At 42.6% G+C, this 5,366-nt stretch carries 4 protein-coding genes and 1 pseudogene; all 5 read left to right on the top strand.

The features are described from left to right. The first annotated feature begins 140 nt into the window (after positions 1 to 140). Positions 141 to 2,369, top strand: a complete 2,229-nt coding sequence (locus K1I67_RS09310) for an SSURE domain-containing protein (RefSeq protein ID WP_223339712.1) — start codon at positions 141 to 143, stop codon at positions 2,367 to 2,369. 123 nt (positions 2,370 to 2,492) lie between these two features. Further along, a complete protein-coding gene (locus K1I67_RS09305) occupies positions 2,493 to 3,191 on the top strand; it encodes a response regulator transcription factor (RefSeq protein ID WP_049508137.1) in 699 nt (232 codons plus the stop codon). Beyond that, complete coding sequence (locus tag K1I67_RS09300; protein WP_223339711.1) at positions 3,188 to 4,240, top strand: sensor histidine kinase; 1,053 nt, start codon at positions 3,188 to 3,190, stop codon at positions 4,238 to 4,240. The genes K1I67_RS09305 and K1I67_RS09300 overlap by 4 nt, the downstream gene beginning before the upstream one ends. Positions 4,241 to 4,434: 194 nt before the next feature. Further along, a complete protein-coding gene (rpsD, locus tag K1I67_RS09295) occupies positions 4,435 to 5,046 on the top strand; it encodes a 30S ribosomal protein S4 (RefSeq protein WP_223339710.1) in 612 nt (203 codons plus the stop codon). A gap of 204 nt (positions 5,047 to 5,250) precedes the next feature. Then, positions 5,251 to 5,366: pseudogene (locus K1I67_RS09290) on the top strand (sigma-70 family RNA polymerase sigma factor); the annotation flags it as partial.

The raw sequence follows: 5,366 nt of genomic DNA, 5'->3' as shown, positions 1-5,366 counted from the left end.
CTATACTGTTTTTTGCAACTCTAGTATATCAGATGAACATGTCTTTTGTGTTGCACTTCATTTTACAACAGGGCATCCTTTTTAATTTTAGGAGATTATACTAGAGTCATCAAATAAAGAAAAACTCTAAGGAGAATCCTATGAAATTCAATCCAAATCAAAGATATACTCGTTGGTCTATTCGTCGTCTCAGTGTCGGTGTCGCCTCAGTTGTTGTGGCCAGTGGCTTCTTTGTTCTGGTCAGTCAACCAAGTTCTGTACGTGCCGATGTGGTCAATCCGACCCCTGCTCAAGTCGTGCCAGATGCAGATTCGGTGAGTGCAAAGAGCGACTTACCAGTAGAAATTCTCAAAGAAGCAGTTGATACAGCTCTTCCTTCAGAACAGGTAGATTCAACGCCTAAAGCAAGCTTGGATACTATAAGCTCACCAGAAAAAGCGGATGTAGCCACTAAAGACCAAGTAGTAGCACCAAAAGAAGAAGTGCAAGCAAAACCAGAATCTAAGAAACAAACAGAAGATGTGAATAAACCTGTCACAAATCCTGCGCCTACAGTTTCTGGACAAGACCGTGAAGCAAATGAAGCTCAATCAGCCACTACTCCAGCTGAAGTTCAAAAAGGTGTAGCCGACAATACCAAAGACACAGTAGATGTTCCAGCTTCTTACTTGGACAAGGCAAACTTCCCTGGCCCATTCACAGCCGGAGTCAACCAAGTCATTCCATACGAATTCTTCGCTGGTGACGGTATGTTGACTCGCCTTATCTTGAAAGCTTCTGACAAGGCCCCATGGTCAGACAACGGTTCAGCTAAAAATCCTGCCCTCCCACCAGTAGAGAAATTGGGCAGAGGCCTTTACTTCTATGAAGTGGATTTGGCAGGTACTCAAGGAAAATCAGATAAAGAGCTTCTTAACCTCTTGAAACAAAACGGCACTCAAAGTTATAAAGCTACTATTAAAGTGTATGGTGCGAAAGATGGTAAGGCCGATTTGAGCAACCTCGTAGCGACTAAAAATTTGGATGTCAACTTGAACGACTTGACTACCCCAGCCGAAGTGCAAAAAGGTGTAGCCGACAACACTAAAGACACGGTAGACGTCCCAGCTACATACTTGGATAAAGCCAATTTCCCTGGTCCATTCACAGCCGGTGTTAACCAAGTCATTCCATATGAATTCTTCGCAGGTGACGGTATGTTGACTCGCCTTATCTTGAAAGCATCCGATAAGGCCCCATGGTCAGACAACGGTTCAGCCAAAAATCCTGCTCTCCCACCAGTAGAGAAATTGGGCAAAGGCCTTTACTTCTATGAAGTAGACTTGGCAGGTACCCAAGGCAAATCTGACAAAGAGTTGCTTGACTTGTTAAAACAAAACGGCACTCAAAGCTATAAAGCTACTATTAAAGTGTATGGTGCGAAAGATGGCAAAGCAGATTTGAGCAATCTTGTAGCGACTAAGGATTTGGATGTCAATTTGAATGGTTTGACTACTCCAGCCGAAGTGCAAAAAGGTGTGACTGACAATACCAAAGATACAGTTGATGTTCCAGCTACGTACTTGGCCAAGGCTAACTTCCCAGGCCCATTCACAGCTGGCGTCAACCAAGTCATCCCATACGAATTCTTCGCTGGTGACGGTATGTTAACACGCCTTATCTTGAAAGCTTCTGACAAGGCTCCATGGTCAGACAACGGTTCAGCTAAAAACCCCGCTCTTCCACCAGTAGAAAAATTAGGCAAAGGTCTTTACTTCTACGAAGTGGATTTGGCAGGTACTCAAGGCAAATCGGATAAAGACCTTCTTGACCTCTTGAAACAAAACGGTACTCAAAGTTATAAAGCTAATATCAAGGTGTACGGCGCTAAAGATGGCAAGGCAGACTTGAGCAATCTCGTAGCGACTAAGGATTTGACAGTGAACTTGAATGGACATCAGTCTCTTATTCCGATGCAGTCAGGTTTCGTTCCATCTTCTAATGGTTCAGCTATGCCGACTCCAATGATGAATAGTCATCAAGGTGCTTCTAATATGAAATCTAAAATGCCAGCTACTAGCCAGGATAAGATGATGCCTAGCAAAGAGCAGGACAAAACCATGAATGCTAGCCAGACAATGGCAACCCCAAGCATGAAACAAGACCAAGCTCCAGCAGCCTCAAGCAAGATGTCTGATGAAGGCAAGATGGCATCTAATTATAAGGTATCAAGTCCAATGATGGCTGATCAAATGAAAGAACCAAAAGGCATGCTTCCATATACTGGTGAAGCCCAAACATCAATGGCTACTCTTGGATTCTTTGGATTAGCCTTGGCTGGACTGCTAGGTGGCCTAGGTTTGAAAGCTAAAAAAGAGGAAAATGACTAGTCTAGCTACAGACTTTCTATCTAGGATTTGAAAAATCCAGATATCGTTTAGAATGTTCGTAAAGAGATAAAAATAGTGTTATACTATTGTGGTATAGCACTGTTTTTTTCAAAGGAGAGACAGATGGGAAAGACAATTTTACTCGTTGACGACGAGGTAGAAATCACAGATATTCATCAACGCTATCTGGTTCAGGCAGGGTATCAGGTTTTGGTGGCTCATGATGGAGTAGAGGCCTTGGAAATCTTCAAGCGAAAACCGATTGATTTGATTATTACAGATATCATGATGCCTCGGATGGATGGTTATGATTTGATTAGTGAGGTTCAGTATCAATCTCCAGATCAGCCTTTTCTATTTATTACGGCTAAGACAAGCGAACAGGACAAGATTTACGGCCTAAGCCTGGGGGCAGATGACTTTATTGCCAAGCCATTTAGTCCTCGTGAGCTTGTTTTACGTGTCCACAATATCTTGCGTCGCCTTCATCGTGGGGGTGAGATAGAGGTTGTCAGCCTCGGGGATTTACGAATGAATCACGGTAGTCATGAGGCTCAAGTAGGAGATGTAGCACTTGATTTGACAGTCAAATCCTTCGAGCTTTTATGGATTTTAGCCAGCAATCCAAAGCGAGTTTTCTCTAAGACAGATCTTTATGAAAAGGTCTGGCAAGAAGACTATGTGGATGATACCAATACCTTAAATGTTCATATTCATGCTCTTCGACAGGAGTTGGCTAAATATGCTAGTGCAGAAACGCCCACCATAAAAACAGTTTGGGGCTTGGGCTACAAAATTGAGAAAGCACGAGGTAGTCAATGAAATTAAAAAGTTATATTCTAGTGGGGTATATCATTTCAACACTCCTAACGATTATCGTAGTTTTTTGGGCAGTCCAGCGAATGCTAATTGACGAAAGAGAGATTTATTTCCTGATTGGAATGACTCTAATCGCAAGTTTTGTCGGTGCTGGGATTAGTCTCTTTCTCCTATCACCAGTCTTTACTTCATTGGGTAAACTTAAGGAACATGCCAAGCGAGTAGCGGACAAGGACTTTTCTTCAAATCTGGAGGTTCAAGGGCCTGTGGAATTTCAGCAATTAGGCCAAGCTTTCAATGAAATGTCCCATGATTTGCAGGCGACCTTTGATTCCTTGGAAGAAAGCGAACGAGAAAAGGGCTTGATGATTGCCCAGCTATCGCACGATATCAAGACCCCAATCACTTCAATCCAAGCGACGGTAGAAGGGATTTTGGACGGGGTTATCAAGGAAGGAGAACAGGCCCATTATCTAGCAACCATTGGACGCCAGACAGAACGGCTTAATAAACTGGTTGAAGAGTTGAATTTTTTGAGCCTAAATACAGCTAGAAATCAGGAGAAGACGACTGGAAAAGACAGCATTTTTCTGGATCAGCTTTTGATTGAGTGCATGAGTGAATTTCAATTTTTGATTGAGCAGGAGGAGAGAGATGTCCACTTGCAAGTGATTCCAGAGTCTGCCCGGTTTGAAGGAGATTATGCCAAGCTTTCTCGTATCTTGGTTAATCTGGTTAATAACGCTTTTAAATACTCTGCTCCAGGAACCAAGCTGGAAGTGGTAGCTAAACTGGAGAAGCATCAGCTTTCAATCAGTGTGACCGATGAGGGACAGGGCATTGCCACAGAGGATTTAGAGAATATTTTCAAACGCCTTTATCGTGTTGAAACTTCGCGTAATATGAAAACAGGTGGTCATGGCTTAGGGCTTGCCATTGCGCGTGAATTAGCCCATCAATTAGGTGGAGAAATCACAGTTACCAGCCAGTACGGCCTAGGAAGCACCTTTACCCTCCTTCTCAACCTTTCTGGTAGTGAAAATAAAGCTTAACTCCCCTTTACAAATTCAATAATTCATGATATAATAGTCTTTGTGTGAAATAGCAGCAGGAAAGCATGAAGCTCGTCAACAGGTGTCTTATGATAAGTAACCTTGGCTGTTTAGGCGAAGGGCATCTGCACGAATCAGGGCTTTCTAAGTGACTATTTCCACCGAAATATTATTTATATCAGGAGGACATTCACATGTCACGTTATACAGGACCATCTTGGAAACAAGCTCGTCGCCTTGGCCTTTCACTTACAGGTACAGGTAAAGAATTGGCACGTCGTAACTACGTACCAGGACAACACGGACCAAACAACCGTTCTAAATTGTCAGAATACGGTTTGCAATTGGCTGAAAAACAAAAACTTCGTTTCACTTACGGTGTTGGTGAAAAACAATTCCGTAACTTGTTCGTAGAAGCTACAAAAATCAAAGGCGGAATCCTTGGTTTCAACTTCATGCTTCTTTTGGAACGTCGTTTGGATAACGTTGTTTACCGTCTTGGTCTTGCGACTACTCGTCGTCAAGCTCGTCAATTCGTAAACCACGGTCACATCCTTGTTGACGGAAAACGCGTTGATATCCCATCATACCGTGTAACTCCAGGTCAAGTGATCTCAGTTCGCGAAAAATCATTGAAAGTTCCAGCAATCCTTGAAGCTGTTGAAGCAACTCTTGGACGTCCAGCATTCGTATCATTCGACGCTGATAAATTGGAAGGTTCATTGACTCGTTTGCCAGAACGCGATGAAATCAACCCAGAAATCAACGAAGCACTTGTCGTTGAATTCTACAACAAAATGCTTTAATTTTAAGAAATATCTTACAGAAAGCCTACAACAGTGGGCTTTTTGCTTTGTCTGAAAATTAGAATATGAGAAACTAGCCAGCTTTATGTGAATTACAAACTTATAATCAATAACATTACAAACTCAGAAAACACAAGACAGAAACTATGCCCCTTCTTTCCCCCTTTCTCTGCTATACTACAAGCAGAGAAAGGGGGAAAGCAAATGCTTGAGAAGTACTACGCAAAGGTTAAAGGGATTGTTCATAGATGCCGAAAAGATTATTATCTCCACCTGTGGGAAAAAGAAGATTGGGACCAAGAGGGAATGATCTGTCTCCA

The sequence above is a fragment of the Streptococcus infantis genome, from assembly GCF_019929575.1.
GTDB lineage: Bacteria > Bacillota > Bacilli > Lactobacillales > Streptococcaceae > Streptococcus > Streptococcus infantis_L.
This window is presented reverse-complemented; position numbering and strand designations above follow the sequence as displayed.